Here is an 18,286-nt window from a genome sequence, read left to right as displayed (position 1 = left end):
ACCTCCGCTTGCTCTTGGCGCGCGGGGGCGCGAGTATGCGCCGAACGTATTCAGATAGGTACTCGAATGATCCGTATTCTCGCTGTCGTGTTGAGTGTTCTGGCGTCCCCGCTTTTTGCTGTTGAGGTGAGCCAGTTTGAATTGGACAACGGTTTAGAGGTCTACGTCCTCGAAGATCACCGCGCCCCCGTTGTTGTCCATACCGTGTGGTACAAAGTCGGGGCTGCTGACGAGCCAATGGGCAAAAGCGGCATCGCGCATTTCCTTGAGCATCTTATGTTCAAAGGCACCGATAAGATGGCCGCGGGCGAGTTGTCTGAGACCGTGACGCGCAACGGTGGATCGGACAATGCCTTCACCTCGTGGGATTATACGGCCTATTACCAACGTGTCGCCGCCGACCGTCTGCCGTTGATGATGGAGATGGAAGCGGATCGTATGCGCAATCTCCAGATGACCGAAGAGGATGTGGCCACGGAGCGCAATGTGGTTCTGGAAGAGCGCAATATGCGTACGGAGAACAATCCGGGTGCGCTGTTCATGGAGCAACGTCGCGCGGCGCAATACCTAAACCATCCTTATGGCATTCCGATCATCGGCTGGAAGCACGAGATCGAGCAACTCAACCGCGACGACGCCTTTGCATTCTACAGCCGCTACTACGCGCCGAACAATGCCTTCTTAGTGGTGGCGGGGGATGTCGATCCCGATGAGGTGTATGAAATGGCAAAAACCTATTATGGCCCGATTGCGCCTACGCCTGATCTACCGCCGCGTCTGCGCCCGACTGAACCGCCACAGCTTTCCGAGCGCCGCTTGTCCATGTCCGATCCGCGTGTGTCACAGGCCTATGTGACCCGCACCTACCTCGCTCCCGAGCGCAACACAGGTGATCAGAAAGAAGCCGCAGCATTGCAGTTTCTCGCAGCCTTGTTAGGAGGCGATGCCGCCACATCGGTGTTGGGTCAGAAATTGACTTTTGAAGAACAAAAAGCGGTCTATGTGTCTGCCTATTATGATGGGGCAACATTGGATGCTGCGACCTTTGGCTTGGTGATTGTGCCGACACCCGATGTCTCCCTTGAGGACGCAGAAGCGGCTTTGGACGGGGCGATTGCAGAGTTTTTGACCGAAGGCGTCGACCAAGAGCAGTTTGACCGACTTAAAACTCAACTCCGCGCCTCGCTTATTTATGACGAAGATAACATCGAAGGTTTGGCGCGGCGCTATGGCGAGCTTTTGACGCTTGGGCTGAACTTGGATGATATTCAGGCATGGCCCGACGTCCTTGGCGCTGTGACACCCGAAGACGTTATGGCAGCGGCGCGGTCCGTGTTCGATAAATCAAATGCCGTGACAGGGTGGCTTATGCCCGACGCACCACAGACCGCTACGGAGGTGACAAAATGATCCGCATTCTGGCTGCGTGCCTCTTTGCAATTTTTACAACCTCTGCTCAGGCTGCGGTTGAGGTCCAAGACATCACTACGTCAGGCGGGTTCAAGGCGTGGTTGGTTGAAGAGCATTCGATCCCCTTTACCGCACTTGAAATTCGGTTCCGTGGCGGCACGGCGCTTGACCGTGAGGCCAAGCGCGGAGAGATCAACCTGATGATGGCGCTACTCGAAGAGGGGTCGGGTGACATGGATGCGCAGGCCTTCGCCAAGGCGCGTGACGACCTTGCTGCCAGCTATTCGTTTAATGCGGGGATGGACAGCGTGTCGATCTCCGCCAAATTCCTGACGGAAAACCGTGACGAGGCCGTGGCGCTGTTGCGTCAGGCTATCGTGGAGCCGCGTTTCGATGAGGATGCCATAGAGCGCGTTAAGGGGCAGGTCTACTCCGTGATCCGTTCGGCGCAGACCGATCCGAGTGAGATTGCTTCGACAACTTTTTATGGCCAAGCCTTTGGTGCCCACCCTTATGGTAGCTCCGCAGACGGGACATTGGAGAGCGTCAAAGGATTGACGCGCGACGATATGTTCACAGCCTACAAAAACGCGATGGTCAAAGATCGCGTCTACATCGGGGCGGTGGGAGACATCACGGCTGAAGACTTATCGGCGCTTATTGATGATCTGTTTGGAGATCTGCCGCAAAGCGGTCCTGAAATGCCCACTACCGTCACACCCGCGATCTCCGGTGGTGTTACTGTTGTTCCCTATGAAACGCCGCAATCGGTGGTTTTGTTCGGGCACGCGGGTATCGCGCGGGACGATGAGGATTACATCCCCGCCTATATCGCCAATGAAATTTTCGGCGGTGCAGCCGAGAGCCGTTTGATGGAGGAGGTCCGTGAAAAACGGGGGCTGACTTACGGCATCGGTGCGTATTTGGCCTCGTATGATCATGCGAACTTGGTTGTGGGGCAGTTTTCATCGGCCAATAGCGCTGTGGCGGAAGCCGTTCAGGTGGTCAAAGACGAATGGGCTAAAATCGTCCGCGATGGGATCACCGCCGAGGAATTGGATATCGCAAAGACCTATCTGACGGGCGCCTATGCGCTGCGTTTTGATGGCAATGCGCCGATCGCGAAAATTTTGGTCGGGATGCAGATGGTCGGCCTGAGTACCGATTATATCGCCAAAAGGAATGATTTGGTGAACGCCGTAACGCTGGACGAGATCAACCGTGTGGCGTGGGATCTGTATGATCCTCAAAATCTGACCTTTGTCGTTGTCGGACAGCCAGAGGGTTTGGAAGCCGAATGAAATCTGCACCAAATCCCGCGGAATTCAGCATGGTCGAATCGGGAGGGCTCATGCTACTTCTAGTGGCATGAATTCTCCGCGCCCCAATATAAGCTATGAGCAGCGCCCCGAAATTCGTCAGTTGGACGAAGGGGCCATAAACCGTATCGCGGCAGGCGAAGTGGTTGAACGGCCTGCCTCTGCGGTGAAGGAACTCGTTGAAAACGCTGTCGATGCGGGCGCACGTCGGATCGAAGTGGACTACGCCGACGGCGGTAAAACCCTCATCCGTGTAACAGATGACGGATGTGGGATGACGGGTGACGACTTGCCTCTCGCACTATCACGCCACGCCACGTCAAAGATCGACGGCTCCGACCTGCTCGACATTCATACCTTCGGTTTTCGCGGCGAAGCCTTGCCCTCGCTTGGTGCTGTTGGACGCCTTAAGATCACCTCTCGCGTCGAGGGGGGCGAGGGCGTGTCTATGACCGTGTCTGGGGGGCGCTCAGAGCCAGTGAAACCTGCGGCTTTGTCAAAGGGCACCATCGTTGAATTGCGCGACCTGTTTTATGCGACACCTGCGCGACTGAAATTCCTGCGCACAGACCGCGCCGAATCTCAGGCCATTGGTGATGTGATCAAACGTCTTGCGATGGCTGAACCGTTTGTGGGCTTTACCCTGCGCGATGTCTCGGGTGGCGGTGAAGGGCGCGTGACCTTTCGTGCCGATCCTGAAAGCGGTGATTTGTTCGATGCTTTGCATGGACGGTTGGCGCGTGTCTTGGGCAAGGAGTTTGCTGAAAATGCCTTGGCCATAGATGCAGAGCGTGAGGGGCTGCACCTGACGGGTTACGCCGCTTTGCCGACCTATTCACGCGGTTCAGCCGTGACACAATTCCTGTTCGTCAACGGACGCCCCGTCAAAGACAAGCTGTTGGTCGGCGCGTTGCGCGGGGCCTATTTTGATTTTCTGAGCCGTGATCGTCATCCTGCGGCGTGTTTGTTCATCGACTGTGATCCGCACTTGGTCGATGTGAACGTGCATCCGGCAAAGTCCGAAGTGCGGTTCCGCGATCCCGGATTGGCGCGTGGGTTGATTGTCTCCGCGCTGCGCCATGCATTGGCGGAGGCAGGCCACCGTGCCTCGACCACTGTGGCCAACGCAACTTTGGGCGCGATGCGGCCAGAGGGGCAGGGCGATGCGCCGCGGTCCTATCAGATGGATCAACGCTCATTGGGTGGACGTCTGGGGGGCTATACGGCCCCTCCGCGCCCCTCTTCGGAGGTGTTGGATCAAAGCTATCAATGGCAAGCGCCAGAACGGTTCGAGACACCAGGGTTTGCCGAGGCGGCGCATCCGTCGGCACGGTTCGAGGATGTTGAGGCTGCGCCCGAGGTTGAGGCTCTGCCACTTGGGGCGGCTCGTGCGCAGGTGCATGAAAACTACATCATCGCACAGACCGAGCGTGGCATAGTGATTGTAGATCAACACGCGGCACACGAGCGCCTCGTCTATGAAAAACTCAAAGCGCAGATGGCCGAAAACGGCGTTGCGTCTCAGGCCCTCTTGATCCCCGAAGTGGTCGAACTGGGCGCGAATGATGCGCAGACGCTTTTGGAAATGGCGGATGATCTGGCGCGGCTTGGCCTTGTGATTGAGCCATTTGGTGGCGGTGCCATAGCCGTGCGCGAAACCCCCGCCATTCTAGGGCGCGTTGATGCAAAAGCGATGATCTCCGATGTGCTTGATGAATTGGAAGACCTTGGTGATAGCCTAAGCGTTCAGGCGCGGATTGAGGCCGTGTTGTCGCGTGTTGCCTGTCACGGGTCGATCCGTTCAGGGCGCAGAATGCGGGCAGAAGAGATGAACGCGCTTTTGCGCGAGATGGAAGCAACCCCGCATTCGGGGCAATGCAACCACGGCCGCCCGACCTATGTGGAATTGAAGCTCAGTGATATTGAACGGCTGTTCGGGCGCACATGATCCAAACTGGAGCGACGACAATTGATCTTTCTGATCCTTTAACGGCTTTGACGTTGATCGCGGCGGCTGTGCTTTTGCTTGTCGTGATTCTGCTGTTTGTCGTGTTGAAACGGTCAGGCGAAGCAGCACGGATGACATTGCCGCTCGCAGGGCAGATGAACCACTTGAGCCAGACTGTCCGGATGCTCTCGGACGGGCAACAGCAGCTCGCGGGCGGGTTGACTCATGTCTCTGAGGCGCAGGCTGCGGCGCAGAGCAATATGATCCAGTTGATGGAAAAACGTTTGGCGTTGGTCAGCGAGACCATGAATGAAAGCCTGCAAGGGTCTGCACGTCGCACGGCGCAGTCGCTTGGCGATTTGCAACAGCGTTTGCAGACCATCGACAAGGCGCAGGCCAATATCGAGAAACTCTCGGGCAATGTGCTGTCGCTTCAGGATATTCTGTCCAACAAGCAAACACGTGGCGCGTTTGGCGAAATCCAACTCAATGACATCGTGGGCAAGGCGCTCCCCAAAGACAGCTACACGCTGCAAGCGACGCTTTCGAACGGGAGGCGGGCCGACTGTTTGATTCATCTACCCAACCCGCCTGGACCGATTGCCATCGATAGTAAATTCCCGCTTGAGGCCTATGAGGCGCTGCGCCGTGCGGACACGCAATGGGAGTTGAATGAAGCGGCCAAGATGCTCCGCGCCTCGGTGAAAAAGCACATCAACGACATTTCCGACAAGTATATCCTTGAGGGTGAAACCGCTGATGGGGCGTTGATGTTCCTGCCGTCTGAGGCGGTCTATGCCGAGCTTCACGCGAACTTCCCTGAATTGGTGCGCGAAGGTTTCGATAAGAGGGTCTGGATTGTTTCTCCAACCACCTGCATGGCCACGCTCAATACGATGCGGGCGATTCTCAAAGATGCGCGGATGCGTGAACAAGCGGGCGCTATCCGCAAAGAACTGGCGCTTTTGCATGCTGACGTTGAACGACTTGGGGCGCGTGTTGGAAATCTAGACCGCCATTTCGGTCAAGCGGCTAAAGACCTGGAAGACATTAAAATCTCGGCGGAGAAGGCGGGTAAGCGCGCGCACCGCCTCGATAATTTCGATTTCGAGGAATTGGCCCCAGATGGGACTGTCGCACCCGTCGTTCCGATTTCGTCCAAAACGTGATCCATCAACCTGCTTTGCGTTTGACCTAGGTCATTTCTGAGGAAGGCCAAAGGGCGCACACTCCATCAGCAACCCAATGGAGGAGATGTGATGGATATCAGTCCAAACAAAGTCGGTTTTGTTATTGTCAGAGCGCGAGAGCTTTCTGTCAAAGTTGGCCGTTGGGATCGGTCAAGCGATGACGCCGATTCTGATACCATTTTCGAATCGCGCCGCTCTGATGCGACAGGCAGCGAACTCCAGAGTTTCATCAAAAACCTAAATGACGACGAAAAGGCCGCTCTCGTTGCGATCATGTGGATCGGTCGTGAAACCTTCTCCGCTGATGACTATGACGAGGCGTTCGAGACCGCCAAGCAAGAGGCCACTACCCCCACGGAAAACTACCTGCTCGGTATCCCTCTGTTGGCTGATTACCTTGAGGACGGTTTGGAAGCGCTTGGTGTGGATACGTCCGAATTGGAAGATGAGCTTTATCGCAAAATGTGAACTTGCTCGGGTTTCGGCGATGTGATTGTCGGAACTCTATCCTCTCTGTTACACATGCGGAAGCGGAGAGGAGATTCCAATGCGATTTTTGACAGGTTTGGTGGCGAGCGTTGTGTTGCCAATGAGTGTGGCGGCGGAGCCCGTTACGCAGGCGGTGCAATCCTATTGTATAACGCCTTTGGAGAAAGAGATTGCGCTTGGCTTCGGCCTGGAACGTGCGCCAAAGGACATGGAGCGGAAACTCCTCAATGGCAAGGTGGCGAAGATCTACCGCACCGATGATTCCCGCGTGTTGGTCGTGGCGCATGAAAGCGGTCAGACCTGTGAGATTATGGCGCTTGGAACGGATATTGTTGAGTTTGCTGTCGCGACGTCAGAGTGGCGCGTGGGCGGGGCCGAGATGACCGCGAGTGCCAGCACCAACATAAACCCCGAGGGACAAAGCGGCGGCTATTTCGCGGCGGCTTTGGAGTCGGGCGGATATATCCAATCGTTTGTGACTGTGCTGCCCGACAATCGCTTTATCGGCGTGACGACATCGCGAGTGGCCGACAGTGCGCAGGCGCGTGAAGTGTTGGAAGCACAATAAAGACGTCAATCCAGACAGGAACGAGACAACGAAAAAGCCGCGCGGGTCGCCCCGTGCGGCTCAATCAATAATCGCTGCTGAATTTCTTAGCCCTGACGAGCTTTGAAACGGCGTTGCGTCTTGTTGATCACGTACACGCGGCCTTTACGGCGCACGACGCGGCAGTCGCGGTGCCGGTTCTTCAGCGAGCGGAGTGAGTTACGAACTTTCATAGTCTTTCTCCTAATCGCGGCGCCTGCGTGCGCCAGTTAAAACCTATCTAACGTCAAAGAATGGTGGGCGTAACAAGGTTCGAACTTGTGACCCCTTCGATGTCAACGAAGTGCTCTACCACTGAGCTATACACCCATCCTACCTTGGGAATGCTGCTCCTTGAACTCTATGGCTTAATTAGCCCCAGAAAACAAATCACAAGACAATTCCCGCGTCAGTTCGTGGGCGTATAAAAGGAGTCGGATGATTGATCAAGGGCTTTTGGTGAGTAATTTCACTCGTTATAGTTTCGAGTAAGAGGACCCATGCATGAGCAACGCGTCATATCGGCTGAAACATCCCAAGGAAAGAACCTCTTCGGTCGTCTTTTCCTCTCCGCATAGCGGTCGTGAATACCCGTCAAGTTTTGTGACGCAATCGGTTCTCGACCCTCTGACATTGCGTTCATCGGAAGATGCTTTTGTCGATCTGTTGTTTCGACAAGTGACCGATTTCGGAGCCCCGATGATCAGCGCGGTGTTTCCGCGGGCGTGGGTCGACCTCAATCGCCGCAGCGACGAATTCGACCCTGCTCTGATAGAGGGCATCGCACGCGGCGCTTTAAGCCCCCGAGTTGCTTCTGGCCTTGGTGTCGTGCCGCGGGTGGTGTCCGGCGGGCGCAATATCTACCGCGGGAAACTCACCCGTGAAGAAGCACGGTCGCGGATTGAGGTCTTTTGGAAGCCTTATCATGCGGCGCTTCAGGCGCTTTTGGACGAGGCGCATAGGGCATGTGGGCAGGCGATTCTTGTTGATTGCCATTCCATGCCCCATGAGGCCTTGGTGTCGAATGGATCAGGTAAAGCAAAGCTGCCCGACATTGTGATTGGCGACCGATACGGGGCTTCGGCCGATCCGCGTGTCGTGGGGCAGGTCGAGGCAGCATTTCGCGCCGAAGGCTTTGTCGTGGCTCGCAATATGCCGTTTGCGGGCGCGTATATTGTTGAGAAATATGGCCGACCTGCACAGAACCGCCATGCCATTCAGATCGAAATTGACCGTTCGCTTTATATGGATGAAGCCCGCATTGAGCCGCGTGCTGATTTCGCGAAGGTCCGTGCGGCCTTGCTACGTGCGGCGCGTCGAGTGGCAGCTATTGAGGCCGATGACCTACCCCTCGCTGCGGAATGAGGATTAGCGGAGGGCTCGGCCTTTGACGATGGCGTCCTTGCCAAATTTTTCACGGATTTTGTCACTGGCTTGTTCGGCGCGGGCACGTTTGACCGCATCAGGATCAAGAAGATCGGGCGAGAGATCGGCGCCGTTTGCATCTACCAAATCCGACAGGCCAACCCCGACAAGTCGAAAGGGGGCTTTATCCATCGCATTCTCAAGTAACCCTCGAGCCGTGCGATACAGGCGGTCGGCGGTATTCGTCGGATCGTAGAGGGTCAGGCGTCGGGTGAAACTCGCGTGTTTCGCAGTTTTGATCTTTAGCGTCACGACGCGCCCTGCGATCCCTTTGGCCTTGGCGCGATCCGACACCTTTTGCGCCAGACGCCATAAGTGGCCGTCGAGTACATCAAGGGCTGCGGTGTCCTCATGGAATGTGGTCTCGTTCGAGATGGATTTCATCGGGCGCTTGGCGGAGATGCGTCGCATGTCTTGGCCCCGTGCCAAATGCCAAAGGCGCTCACCCATTGCACCGAAACGGGCGTGTAAATCTTCTTTCTCCCATCGGCGCAGGTCGGTGAAGCTCCGAATGCCCGCTTTTTCCAGTGAGGCTCGCGTTGCCGCGCCGACGCCCCAAATGAGGCTGACGGATTTGTCAGCGAGAAAGTCCATTGTTTCCGCCTTGCCAATCACCGAGAACCCGCGCGGTTTGTCGAGGTCCGAGGCGATTTTGGCGAGGAACTTGTTGTGGCTTAGGCCAATGGATCCTGACAGCCCCAGTTCGTCGGACATGCGGTTGATGAGGCGGGCAAGCATGACAGCGGGCGGTTGGCCGTGCAGTTTGGCCGTGCCGCGCAGGTCCATGAATGCCTCGTCAAGCGAGAGCGGCTCTACAACAGGAGTGAGCTCATCCATGAATGAACGGATCGCCCGCGATGCTTCGGCGTAGACCTCCATACGGGGCGGAACGACGACGGCTTCGGGGCATAGTTGCAGGGCTTTGAACATCGGCATTGCCGAGCGCACGCCTTTGATCCGCGCGATGTAGCATGCCGTTGTGACGACGCCGCGCCGCCCGCCTCCGACGATGAGGGGCTTGTCACGTAGATCGGGATTGTCGCGTTTTTCGACCGAGGCGTAGAAGGCATCGCAATCCATATGCGCGACCCCGAGATCAAAAAGTTCATCATGCGCGACTACACGTGGCCGCCCACAAGCAGGGCAGCGGCGTCCAGTGTCAAAGGTGGTGAGGCAATCGCGGCAAAGGGCGGGCATGACAAGTCCTTGAATGGATGCAAGACTATACCCAGATAAGACGCTATACTATCCATAGAACAAATAACTTTTAAGTAGACAGGGACGCGAATGGAACCTTCTGATTTTACACCTTTTTTGATGGGCGGTAATGTCGTCGCTTTGGCGCTTGCCGTCTTTATTATTATCCTCATTCTCAAAGGTGTGCGGATTGTTCCGCAATCGGAGAAATATGTGGTGGAGCGGTTTGGGCGGCTACGGGCGGTGCTTGGGCCAGGGATCAACCTGATCGTGCCAATCGTGGATAATGTGCGCCATAAAATCTCGATCCTTGAGCGTCAGTTGCCCAATGCGATGCAGGACGCGATCACCTCTGACAACGTGTTGGTTAAGGTGGAGACGTCGGTGTTCTACCGGATCACCGAACCGGAGAAGACGGTTTACCGTATTCGTGATGTCGATGCCGCGATTGCGACGACGGTGGCGGGGATTGTGCGCTCTCAAATCGGTAAGATGGAGTTGGATGAGGTGCAATCGAACCGTGCGCAGCTCATCTCGACGATTCAGGAATCAGTCGAAAACGCGGTGGATGACTGGGGCATCGAGGTGACGCGGGCGGAAATCCTCGACGTGAACCTTGATGAGGCGACGCGCTCCGCGATGTTGCAACAGCTCAATGCGGAACGCGCCCGTCGCGCCTCGGTGACAGAAGCTGAAGGGCAAAAACGCTCGGTCGAATTGAACGCCGATGCACAGCTTTATGCCGCTGAGCAAGCCGCTAAAGCGCGCCGTATTCAGGCTGATGCGGAGGCCTATGCGACGAGCGTTGTGGCGGCAGCTATCGCAGAAAACGGGGTCGAGTCGGCGCAGTATCAGGTGGCGCTGAAACAAGTTGAGGCGTTGACTGCGCTCGGAAATGGAGCGGGTAAGCAAACCGTTGTTGTTCCTGCTGCGGCGCTTGAGGCCTTTGGCGATGCGTTCAAGCTGTTCAAAGGGGCGAAGTGATGGACGGAGGACTGTTTCTGCAATGGTGGGCATGGGCGGTGTTGGCCATCGCCTTGTTCGGGTTTGAGGTCATCGCACCAGGATTCGTGTTCTTGGGCTTCGGTGTTGGCGCTGCCATTATGGCAGGTCTCATGGGGCTTGGTTTGTTTGGCTCAAACATCGCGGTGATCCTGTTGGTCTTTGCCGCCCTCTCATTGCTGTCGTGGTTCGCGATGCGGCGGGTGTTTGGTATCCGAAAAGGTCAGATCAAAAAGTGGGACATCGACATCAACGACGATGTTTGAGGCTGAGTGTTCCGCTTTGCTGTTGGATTCCTGTTTCGTGAGAGCCGATCCCAAGTTTTTGAAAAGAGAACGGCCCGTCCAATTGACTGGCGGGCCGTTCTTTATTCGAACTTGAGCGCGTGTGCCGTTATTCACATATCGGCAATTTCATCTTGGATCATTTGGGCGGCGGCGCGTGGGTCGTCGTGTTGCCAGATCGGGCGCCCGACGACGATGTGATTTGCGCCGTCTTTGATGGCTTGTGCCGGTGTGGCCACACGTTTTTGATCACCGAGCGCGGCACCTGTTGGGCGCACACCTGGGGTTACGATGAGTTTGCCTTCCGCTTCGGGGAGGGCGCGGATTAGTGCCGCTTCTTGTGGGGAGGCGATAACGCCATCGGCCCCTGCGGCAAAGGCGTTGCCTGCGCGCTCCTGGACCAGATCACGGATATCGCCCGATTTGATCAGGGCGTTATCAAGGTCGGCGCGGTCAAGCGATGTGAGGATTGTGACGGCAAGGATTTTCATATCTGATCCTGCGGCGCCTTCTTTGGCGGCTTTGACCACATAGGGATCGCCGTGGACGGTTAGGAAATCCATGTCGAATTGGGCGATCCCGCGCACTGCGTTTTCCACCGTTGCGCCGATGTCGAAAAATTTCATGTCGAGGAAGATTTTCTTGCCATGCTCCTGCTTGAGCTCATTGGCCAAAGCGAGGCCGCCGCCCGTCAACATGCCGAGGCCGATTTTGTAAAAAGTTGCTGCGTCGCCAATGCGGTTTACAAGGTCGAGGCCTTGCACAACGTTTGGGACATCAAGGGCAACAATCAGGCGGTCTTGGGCAGATGTGGGAGCAGACATGGGAAATCCTCTTTCAAACAGTTGCCCTCACATGCGCTGTCCCACTTTGTGGGTCAAGAGTTTGTAGTCATTATCCCGAGGGTGAGATTGTTTGTCCGAGATGCGTGGCCTGCGCTGCGATAGATTTAAGGTGCGCGATATTTGCGCCGCGTTCTTGTTTGCGGATTGCGCGGGCACGCAGGAGCACGCCGCGGGAGACGGTTTTGAAATCGGCGGTGATCGGTGCCGCCAGCTCCACGGGATAGGTGATGCGATCTGCACCCTCGTGGAAAATGACACGGGCCTGAAAACACTGTGTTGCGGCGTTGAACGTCAAGCCGCTGACTTGGGCGCGGTAGGACTGCATTGTGAGCCTCCTTTTAAGGTCAACGTTTTTGGTGCTCGATTGTTCCCAATTTGCACCCGCAACTCTTGAGATTCAGTCAATGGCCCCCCATTTAATAATCAAGGTTCCGACCTGAGGCGTGCCACGATGGGCGCCAACAAAAGCGGAACGCTTTATATGAAAGGAGATACCGATGGACATGGAGAAGTTCACGGAGCGTTCGCGCGGTTTTCTTCAGGCTGCGCAGACAATTGCTATGCGGGAGAGTCATCAATCGCTTAAACCCGAACACTTACTGAAGGCTCTTATGGATGATAGCGAGGGGTTCGCGTCGAACCTTATTTCGCGTGCAGGTGGTGACGTGAAAGCGGTCGCGGTCGCTGTGGATGCTGCTGTCGAGAAATTGCCGCGCGTCACTGGCGATGCGGGTCAGACCTATATGGATCAGAGCACCGCTAAAGTGCTCGATGAAGCCGAAAAAATTGCCAAAAAAGCAGGCGATAGTTTTGTGCCTGTTGAGCGGCTTTTGACTGCGCTCGCCCTGTCGCGCTCCGAGGCCAAGAAGGCATTGGAAGCGGGCGGAGTGACTGCGCAAAATCTCAACGAAGCGATTAACGACATTCGTAAAGGCCGCACTGCGGATAGTGCCTCTGCCGAGGACGGATATGAGGCGTTGAAAAAATATGCCCGTGATCTGACCGAGGCCGCCGAGAAAGGAAAAATTGACCCCATTATAGGACGGGACGAAGAGATTCGTCGCGCGATGCAGGTGCTGTCACGTCGGACTAAAAACAACCCTGTGCTCATCGGTGAGCCAGGCGTGGGTAAAACGGCAATTGCCGAAGGTCTTGCGCTGCGCATTGTCAATGGCGATGTGCCCGAAAGCCTGCGCAACAAAAAGCTGATGGCGCTCGACATGGGGTCGCTCATTGCGGGTGCTAAATACCGTGGTGAGTTTGAGGAGCGGTTGAAAGCCATCCTCAAGGAGATCGAAGCCGCAGCTGGTGAAATCATTTTGTTTATTGACGAGATGCACACGCTCGTTGGGGCGGGTAAATCCGATGGGGCGATGGATGCCGCAAACCTGATCAAACCTGCGCTTGCTCGTGGGGAGCTTCATTGTATCGGCGCAACTACGCTTGATGAATATCGCAAGTATGTTGAGAAAGACGCCGCGCTTGCCCGCCGGTTCCAACCCATTGTGGTTGAGGAGCCAACGGTCGAAGATACGGTGTCGATCCTGCGCGGTATCAAGGAGAAATACGAATTGCACCACGGTGTTCGGATTTCCGATAGTGCGCTTGTGGCGGCAGCGACCTTGTCGCACCGTTATATAACGGATCGTTTCCTGCCAGATAAGGCGATTGACCTCGTCGATGAGGCAGCATCGCGTTTGCGCATGGAGGTGGATAGTAAGCCCGAAGAGTTGGACCAGTTGGATCGTCAGATCCTTCAGCTTCAAATCGAGGCGATGGCGCTTGGCAAAGAAGATGACGACGCGTCCAAATCACGCCTTGAGAAACTTGAGGGTGAGTTGTCCACGCTTCAGGAGCAATCTGCATCGTTGACTGCAAAGTGGGAAAACGAGCGCCGTAAACTTGAGGGGGCCCGTGAGCTCAAAGAGCAGTTGGACCAAGCGCGTGCGGCGTTGGAAATTGCCAAGCGCGAAGGCGATCTCGCGAAAGCGGGCGAACTGTCCTATGGCGTGATCCCGCAGTTGGAGAAACAACTGGCGGAAGCTGAAGCTGTTGAGGCCGAAGCGGACGGGGATTTGATGGTCGAAGAGGCCGTGCGTCCCGAACAGATCGCTCAGGTGATTGAACGGTGGACGGGTATCCCGACATCCAAGATGCTTGAGGGTGAGCGCGATAAGTTATTGCGGATGGAAGACGGGTTGCACAAACGCGTCATCGGTCAGCATGCCGCCGTTCACGCTGTGGCAAACGCCGTGCGTCGTGCCCGCGCTGGTTTGAATGACGAGAACCGTCCACTTGGGTCGTTCTTGTTCCTCGGGCCAACGGGTGTGGGCAAGACCGAGCTGACGAAGGCCGTGGCCGAGTTCCTGTTTGACGACGACAACGCAATGGTTCGTATCGACATGTCGGAGTTCATGGAGAAGCATTCGGTGTCTCGCTTGATCGGCGCCCCTCCCGGCTATGTAGGCTATGACGAGGGCGGTGTTTTGACCGAAGCTGTGCGGCGCAGACCTTATCAGGTTGTGTTGTTCGACGAGGTTGAGAAAGCACACCCCGATGTGTTCAACGTGTTGTTGCAGGTTCTTGATGACGGCGTTCTGACCGATGGTCAGGGTCGCACCGTGGACTTCAAGCAGACGCTGATCATTCTGACGTCGAACTTGGGTGCGCAAGCCCTGAGCCAGATGCCAGATGGCGCTGACCCGTCACAGGCGAAACGCGATGTGATGGACGCGGTCCGTGCGCACTTCCGTCCCGAGTTCCTGAACCGTCTCGATGAGACAATCATCTTTGATCGTTTGGGCCGTGAGGACATGGGCGGGATTGTTGATATCCAGCTTGGCCTCTTGGGCAAACGTTTGGCAAAGCGCGATATTACGCTGAACCTTGATGATGCTGCCAAACAATGGTTGGCCGATGAGGGGTATGACCCAGTCTTCGGGGCACGGCCTCTTAAACGGGTTATTCAGCGTGCGCTGCAAGATCCGTTGGCCGAGAGCCTGTTGTCTGGCGAAGTCTCTGATGGAGATACCATTGCGGTGACGGCTGGAGCTGATGGCCTCATTATCGGGGAGCGCAAAGGCGCATCGAACCGACCTAAACCGGATGATGCCGTCGTGCATTAATCCACGGTCATAAGACTTACGAAGAAGGCGGTCCGAGAGGGCCGCCTTTTTCATGTGCTGTCGGTGATCATGTTTGCGTTAACTCTGTTGCCATCTGAATTCCTTATGTCAGGGTACGCCAAAAGGGAGACAAAGAATGGTGATTTGGAATTGGGCGATGAGCGCATTGCAGGTTTTGGCGCTCTTGTTTGTTGTTGTCGTAGGAATGGCGACACTCTGGGCGTTAGTGATGTATTTTGTCGACAAGCGCCAAACGCGTGATGCGATCCTGCGCAACTACCCTGTGATTGGGCACTTCCGTCACTGGTTCACTGTTTTAGGTGAGTTTTTCCGGCAATACTTCTTTGCGATGGATCGCGAAGAAATGCCGTTCAACCGCGCGCAACGCGACTGGATTTATCGGGCCGCTGACGGCAAAGGGAACACGGTGGCCTTTGGCTCAACTCGCAGTCTGACCATTCCGGGAACCCCCATATTTATGAACGCGGCTTTTCCCCCGCTCGACGATCAATTCGCCACTTCGGAGCCGATGGTGATCGGCCCGCATTGTCGCGTGCCCTATACGGCCAAGTCAATTTTCAACATTTCTGGCATGTCCTTTGGTGCGATTTCAAAACCCGCCGTTCTTGCGCTCTCTAAAGGGGCGAAAGAAGCGGGCATCTGGCTGAATACAGGGGAGGGGGGTCTGTCACCGTTTCACCTCGAAGGGGGCGGTGATCTTGTCTATCAAATTGGCACCGCGAAATACGGTATCCGCGATGAAGCGGGAAACCTCGATGATGGTAAGCTGCGTGAGATGGCGGCACACGAGCAGGTAAAGATGTTCGAGATCAAGCTCAGCCAAGGTGCAAAGCCCGGCAAGGGCGGCATTCTCCCCGCTGCAAAGATAACCGCCGAGATCGCGGCGATCCGTGGCCTCAAGCCCGGAGAGGATGGCATTTCCCCGAACCGACACCGTGAGGTCGACGATTTTAACGATTTGCTCGATTTCATTGGACATATAAGAGAGGTCACTGGCAAACCCGTTGGTTTCAAATTCGTGGTTGGGTCTTCGCGGCCTTGGGCAGAGTTCTTTGAGTTGATCAATGAGCGCGGCGCGGAAAGTGCGCCCGATTTTATCACCATCGACGGGGGCGAGGGCGGAACGGGCGCGGCTCCTATGCCGCTGATTGATTTGGTCGGGATGCCTATCAAGGAGGCTCTGATCCGTATCGTGGATCTGCGAGACAAATACGGGCTTCATGACCGCATCCGTATTATCGCTGGCGGTAAGCTCGTGAACCCCGCCGATTTAGCGTGGGCGATTTGTGCAGGCGCGGACTTTGTCACTTCCGCACGGGGGTTCATGTTCTCATTGGGCTGCATTCAGGCGCTCAAGTGTAACAAGAATACCTGCCCGACGGGCATCACGACACACCACGAGCAACTTCAAAAAGGTCTCGTGGTCGAGGACAAATACAAAAAGGTAGCCGCTTACGCAAAAGCATCAATCAAAGAGTTGGAGATGATTGCGCACTCTGTTGGTGTGCTGGAGCCGCGTCAGATGCGGCGCAAACATGTGCGGATCGTTCAGGCGGACGGCACATCAATCCCGCTCGACCGTATTGTGCCTAGCTATCACGCTGAAAGCTGATCTGCGGAATGGGGCAAAGCAAAAGTTACACTGTCCCAACGCAGTTGTGACATGAGTTTGTTTTGCCATTCGCCCTAAACAGGCTACCCTTTTGCAAACACCAAAAGGGTAGCCTCATGACGTTTAAGTCCAAACTCAAATATTCCGACATCACTCCCGAACACACGTATATGAACCGCCGCACGCTTTTGGCGGGCATGGCGGGCGCGGGTGTTCTCGGCGCGACAGGGGCGCGGGCGCAAGACAAGCCCGACTTCGAAATTAACGGGTTCGATACAACGGAAACGCCAAATACCTTCGAAGAAATCACAAGCTACAATAACTTCTATGAGTTCGGTACGGACAAGGGCGACCCCGCCAAATATGCGGAAGCCCTAACGACGGACCCGTGGGCGGTTGAGATCGACGGCCTTGTCGAGCGCCCCGGTTCTTACGACCTTGGCGACATTCTCGCGAAGATGGATATCGACGAGCGTATCTACCGTTTCCGCTGTGTCGAAGCATGGTCGATGGTGATCCCGTGGAATGGCTTTGAGCTACGCCAACTTTTGGAGTTGGCCGGCATTCAGTCCAAAGCCAAATATGTGCGGTTCGAAACGCTCTATCGTCCAGAGGAAATGCGTGGCCAACAACGCGCTCTTCTCGATTGGCCCTATGTAGAGGGTCTTCGCCTTGATGAGGCGATGCACCCGCTGACTTTGATGGCGACGGGTCTGTATGGCAAAGAGCTTCCAAATCAGAATGGTGCTCCGCTGCGCCTCGTCGTGCCGTGGAAGTACGGGTTCAAGTCGATCAAGTCGGTGGTGAAAATCACACTGACAGAGGAGCAACCAGTAAACACATGGAAGGCGATCAATCACCGTGAGTATGGGTTCTTTTCCAACGTGAACCCAGAGGTGAGTCACCCGCGGTGGTCACAGGCCACTGAGCGGCGCATTGGGAGTGGTCTTTTTGGCAACCGTCTCGAGACCGTCAAGTTTAACGGATATGAAGAACAAGTTGCGGGCCTGTATAAAGGTATGGACCTCACGGTGCAGTATTAATGGCGCTTGTTGACTCTGTGAACAAAGCGGCGCGTCGTGTTCCCGCGTGGCTCCTGTATATTGTGGCGGTCATTCCTCCTGTTGTGATGTTCTATTGGGCAGTAACGGGCCGCCTCGGCGTGGACCCTGTAAAAAACCTCGAACATGAGATGGGTGAACTGGGTCTCAAGGTTCTGATCGTTACGCTCGCTATTACGCCCCTGCGCAAATTTGCAGGGGTGAACCTGATCAAGTTCCGCCGCGCTTTGGGGCTTATTGGCTTTACCTACATCTTTCTCCACCTCTTAGTGTGGCTCGTTCTTGATGTGCAAATCCTCAGCCAGATCATAAAAGATATCCTAAAGCGACCTTACATTACGATCGGGATGGCGGGCTTCGTGATGATGTTGCCACTCGCAGTCACATCGAACAATTGGTCGATCCGAAAGCTCGGCCCGAAGTGGCGCAGACTCCATAAGCTCTTCTACCCTGCCATCTTGCTTGGGGCTGTTCACTTCGTGATGTTGGTCAAAGGATGGCAGGTCGAGCCTTTGGTCTATCTGGCAATTGTTGTTGCTTTGTTGGCGACACGTATGACCCTCCCCAAGCAATTGCGCGCCGCGAAAAGCTGATCACATCCTTAATCGATTCACTTTAATCCGTGCGTTTGGCGATTCTGCTCACCGATTCACGCTGAATCGCGTCGAAGAACAGAGTGATTCACGTCTGTATTCATGTTTATTGCGTGTTGGTCTGTGGATAAGCACAAAATGTTGCGTTGTGGTTCTGCGGCGCGGCGAGTTTGACCTAG

The 18,286-nt window shown here is 55.7% G+C and carries 17 protein-coding genes and 1 tRNA gene; 13 read left to right on the top strand and 5 right to left on the bottom strand.

The genetic code is table 11. The features are described from left to right. Positions 1-66: 66 nt before the first annotated feature. The 6 genes from ACN0TS_RS16550 to ACN0TS_RS16525 all read left to right on the top strand — a co-directional run bounded on the left by ACN0TS_RS16550 (position 67) and on the right by ACN0TS_RS16525 (position 6,924). The gene (locus ACN0TS_RS16550) at positions 67-1,410 is read left to right on the top strand and encodes a M16 family metallopeptidase (protein ID WP_417260471.1); all 1,344 of its coding nucleotides are present in this window, start codon (positions 67-69) and stop codon (positions 1,408-1,410) included. Next, positions 1,407-2,711 (top strand): M16 family metallopeptidase, encoded by a 1,305-nt coding sequence (locus ACN0TS_RS16545; protein ID WP_417260470.1) that lies wholly within the window; start codon positions 1,407-1,409, stop codon positions 2,709-2,711. The genes ACN0TS_RS16550 and ACN0TS_RS16545 overlap by 4 nt, the downstream gene beginning before the upstream one ends. Before the next feature lie 67 nt (positions 2,712-2,778). Further along, positions 2,779-4,677, top strand: a complete 1,899-nt coding sequence (gene mutL, locus ACN0TS_RS16540) for a DNA mismatch repair endonuclease MutL (RefSeq protein ID WP_417260469.1) — start codon at positions 2,779-2,781, stop codon at positions 4,675-4,677. Then, positions 4,674-5,846: a DNA recombination protein RmuC gene (locus tag ACN0TS_RS16535; RefSeq protein WP_417260468.1), complete on the top strand. Its 1,173-nt coding sequence runs from the start codon at positions 4,674-4,676 to the stop codon at positions 5,844-5,846. The genes mutL and ACN0TS_RS16535 overlap by 4 nt, the downstream gene beginning before the upstream one ends. 87 nt (positions 5,847-5,933) lie before the next feature. Further along, positions 5,934-6,335 carry a DUF3775 domain-containing protein gene (locus tag ACN0TS_RS16530; protein WP_417260467.1) on the top strand — a complete coding sequence of 134 codons (402 nt, stop codon included), beginning with the start codon at positions 5,934-5,936 and terminating at the stop codon, positions 6,333-6,335. 79 nt (positions 6,336-6,414) lie between these two features. After that, positions 6,415-6,924: a hypothetical protein gene (locus tag ACN0TS_RS16525; protein ID WP_417260466.1), complete on the top strand. Its 510-nt coding sequence runs from the start codon at positions 6,415-6,417 to the stop codon at positions 6,922-6,924. 86 nt (positions 6,925-7,010) lie between these two features. Here ACN0TS_RS16525 and ykgO read toward each other — a convergent pair whose 3' ends face one another. Together ykgO and ACN0TS_RS16515 are read right to left on the bottom strand one after the other, a co-directional pair. Beyond that, positions 7,011-7,136, bottom strand: a complete 126-nt coding sequence (gene ykgO, locus ACN0TS_RS16520; RefSeq protein ID WP_005850168.1) for a type B 50S ribosomal protein L36 — start codon at positions 7,134-7,136, stop codon at positions 7,011-7,013. 61 nt (positions 7,137-7,197) lie between these two features. After that, positions 7,198-7,272, bottom strand: a tRNA-Val gene (locus ACN0TS_RS16515). 174 nt (positions 7,273-7,446) lie between these two features. On the opposite strand from ACN0TS_RS16515, the gene ACN0TS_RS16510 reads away from it, so the two are divergent. After that, positions 7,447-8,307, top strand: coding sequence for an N-formylglutamate amidohydrolase (locus tag ACN0TS_RS16510; RefSeq protein ID WP_417260465.1), 861 nt, complete (start codon positions 7,447-7,449; stop codon positions 8,305-8,307). Positions 8,308-8,310: 3 nt separating this feature from the next. On the opposite strand, the gene ACN0TS_RS16505 is transcribed toward ACN0TS_RS16510, so the two are convergent. Then, positions 8,311-9,564 (bottom strand): DNA polymerase IV, encoded by a 1,254-nt coding sequence (locus ACN0TS_RS16505; RefSeq protein WP_417260464.1) that lies wholly within the window; start codon positions 9,562-9,564, stop codon positions 8,311-8,313. Between the two features lie 90 nt (positions 9,565-9,654). On the opposite strand from ACN0TS_RS16505, the gene ACN0TS_RS16500 reads away from it, so the two are divergent. Together ACN0TS_RS16500 and ACN0TS_RS16495 are read left to right on the top strand one after the other, a co-directional pair. Then, positions 9,655-10,548 carry an SPFH domain-containing protein gene (locus tag ACN0TS_RS16500; RefSeq protein ID WP_417260463.1) on the top strand — a complete coding sequence of 298 codons (894 nt, stop codon included), beginning with the start codon at positions 9,655-9,657 and terminating at the stop codon, positions 10,546-10,548. Beyond that, positions 10,548-10,832, top strand: a complete 285-nt coding sequence (locus ACN0TS_RS16495; RefSeq protein ID WP_417260462.1) for an NfeD family protein — start codon at positions 10,548-10,550, stop codon at positions 10,830-10,832. The genes ACN0TS_RS16500 and ACN0TS_RS16495 overlap by 1 nt, the downstream gene beginning before the upstream one ends. Before the next feature lie 131 nt (positions 10,833-10,963). Here ACN0TS_RS16495 and pyrF read toward each other — a convergent pair whose 3' ends face one another. Together pyrF and ACN0TS_RS16485 are read right to left on the bottom strand one after the other, a co-directional pair. After that, on the bottom strand, positions 10,964-11,674 hold the full coding sequence (gene pyrF, locus ACN0TS_RS16490) for an orotidine-5'-phosphate decarboxylase (protein ID WP_417260461.1): 711 nt from the start codon (positions 11,672-11,674) through the stop codon (positions 10,964-10,966). 70 nt (positions 11,675-11,744) lie between these two features. Then, complete coding sequence (locus tag ACN0TS_RS16485; protein ID WP_417260460.1) at positions 11,745-12,020, bottom strand: hypothetical protein; 276 nt, start codon at positions 12,018-12,020, stop codon at positions 11,745-11,747. A 172-nt stretch (positions 12,021-12,192) separates the two neighbouring features. On the opposite strand from ACN0TS_RS16485, the gene clpB reads away from it, so the two are divergent. The 4 genes from clpB to msrQ all read left to right on the top strand — a co-directional run bounded on the left by clpB (position 12,193) and on the right by msrQ (position 18,107). Beyond that, on the top strand, positions 12,193-14,820 hold the full coding sequence (gene clpB / locus ACN0TS_RS16480) for an ATP-dependent chaperone ClpB (protein ID WP_417260459.1): 2,628 nt from the start codon (positions 12,193-12,195) through the stop codon (positions 14,818-14,820). A 136-nt stretch (positions 14,821-14,956) separates the two neighbouring features. After that, positions 14,957-16,453, top strand: coding sequence for an FMN-binding glutamate synthase family protein (locus ACN0TS_RS16475; RefSeq protein WP_417260458.1), 1,497 nt, complete (start codon positions 14,957-14,959; stop codon positions 16,451-16,453). A gap of 116 nt (positions 16,454-16,569) precedes the next feature. Further along, positions 16,570-17,496, top strand: a complete 927-nt coding sequence (gene msrP / locus ACN0TS_RS16470) for a protein-methionine-sulfoxide reductase catalytic subunit MsrP (protein ID WP_417260457.1) — start codon at positions 16,570-16,572, stop codon at positions 17,494-17,496. After that, on the top strand, positions 17,496-18,107 hold the full coding sequence (msrQ, locus tag ACN0TS_RS16465; RefSeq protein ID WP_417260456.1) for a protein-methionine-sulfoxide reductase heme-binding subunit MsrQ: 612 nt from the start codon (positions 17,496-17,498) through the stop codon (positions 18,105-18,107). The genes msrP and msrQ overlap by 1 nt, the downstream gene beginning before the upstream one ends. Positions 18,108-18,286: the final 179 nt, after the last annotated feature.

Origin of the sequence: Celeribacter sp., from assembly GCF_048266405.1 — a bacterium.
Classification (GTDB): Bacteria; Pseudomonadota; Alphaproteobacteria; order Rhodobacterales; family Rhodobacteraceae; genus Celeribacter.
This window is presented reverse-complemented; position numbering and strand designations above follow the sequence as displayed.

Excerpts from the sequence above, each read along its gene's own strand:
- ACN0TS_RS16550 (WP_417260471.1), top strand. The coding sequence starts at position 67 with ATGATCCGTATTCTCGCTGTCGTGTTGAGTGTTCTGGCGTCCCCGCTT.
- ACN0TS_RS16545 (WP_417260470.1), top strand. The coding sequence starts at position 1,407 with ATGATCCGCATTCTGGCTGCGTGCCTCTTTGCAATTTTTACAACCTCT.
- mutL (WP_417260469.1), top strand. The coding sequence starts at position 2,779 with ATGAATTCTCCGCGCCCCAATATAAGCTATGAGCAGCGCCCCGAAATT.
- ACN0TS_RS16535 (WP_417260468.1), top strand. The coding sequence starts at position 4,674 with ATGATCCAAACTGGAGCGACGACAATTGATCTTTCTGATCCTTTAACG.
- ACN0TS_RS16525 (WP_417260466.1), top strand. The coding sequence starts at position 6,415 with ATGCGATTTTTGACAGGTTTGGTGGCGAGCGTTGTGTTGCCAATGAGT.
- ykgO (WP_005850168.1), bottom strand. The coding sequence starts at position 7,136 with ATGAAAGTTCGTAACTCACTCCGCTCGCTGAAGAACCGGCACCGCGAC.
- ACN0TS_RS16510 (WP_417260465.1), top strand. The coding sequence starts at position 7,447 with ATGAGCAACGCGTCATATCGGCTGAAACATCCCAAGGAAAGAACCTCT.
- ACN0TS_RS16505 (WP_417260464.1), bottom strand. The coding sequence starts at position 9,564 with ATGCCCGCCCTTTGCCGCGATTGCCTCACCACCTTTGACACTGGACGC.
- ACN0TS_RS16500 (WP_417260463.1), top strand. The coding sequence starts at position 9,655 with ATGGAACCTTCTGATTTTACACCTTTTTTGATGGGCGGTAATGTCGTC.
- ACN0TS_RS16495 (WP_417260462.1), top strand. The coding sequence starts at position 10,548 with ATGGACGGAGGACTGTTTCTGCAATGGTGGGCATGGGCGGTGTTGGCC.
- pyrF (WP_417260461.1), bottom strand. The coding sequence starts at position 11,674 with ATGTCTGCTCCCACATCTGCCCAAGACCGCCTGATTGTTGCCCTTGAT.
- ACN0TS_RS16485 (WP_417260460.1), bottom strand. The coding sequence starts at position 12,020 with ATGCAGTCCTACCGCGCCCAAGTCAGCGGCTTGACGTTCAACGCCGCA.
- clpB (WP_417260459.1), top strand. The coding sequence starts at position 12,193 with ATGGACATGGAGAAGTTCACGGAGCGTTCGCGCGGTTTTCTTCAGGCT.
- ACN0TS_RS16475 (WP_417260458.1), top strand. The coding sequence starts at position 14,957 with ATGGTGATTTGGAATTGGGCGATGAGCGCATTGCAGGTTTTGGCGCTC.
- msrP (WP_417260457.1), top strand. The coding sequence starts at position 16,570 with ATGACGTTTAAGTCCAAACTCAAATATTCCGACATCACTCCCGAACAC.
- msrQ (WP_417260456.1), top strand. The coding sequence starts at position 17,496 with ATGGCGCTTGTTGACTCTGTGAACAAAGCGGCGCGTCGTGTTCCCGCG.